1 rRNA gene is annotated in these 527 nt (G+C 56.9%); it reads right to left on the bottom strand.

Annotation, left to right across the window (positions count from 1 at the left end):
* Positions 1–527: ribosomal RNA gene (locus ACN2TU_RS26920) — 16S ribosomal RNA — on the bottom strand; the annotation flags it as partial.

Here is a 527-nt window from a genome sequence, read left to right as displayed (position 1 = left end):
TGCTGGTGAGATGTCCGGCGTTGAGTCCAATTAAACCGCAGGCTCCTCCGGTTGTAGTGCTCCCCCGCCAATTCCTTTAAGTTTCATCCTTGCGGACGTACTTCCCAGGCGGCTCGCTTACGTCTTCACTGTGGCACAGCACAGGCTCGTAGCCTGTGCCACACCTAGCGAGCATCGTTTACAGCTAGGACTACCCGGGTATCTAATCCGGTTCGTGACCCTAGCTTTCGTCCCTCACCGTCGGGTCCGTCCTCCCAAGGTGCTTTCGCGATCGGTGGTCCGTCTAGGATTACAGGATTTCACTCCTACCCTAGACGTACCCCTTGGGTCTTCCGGCCCCAAGCCAACTGGTTTTCGCCGGACGCCTGCTCGTTGAGCGAGCAGATTTCCCGACGAACCTGTCTGGCAGGCTACGGACGCTTTAGGCCCAATAATATTGGCCATCACTTGAGCTGCCGGTATTACCGCGGCGGCTGGCACCGGTCTTGCCCAGCTCTTATTCGTGTACCACCTTACGATACACAAAA

This window comes from Haladaptatus marinus (genome assembly GCF_051194195.1).
This window is presented reverse-complemented; position numbering and strand designations above follow the sequence as displayed.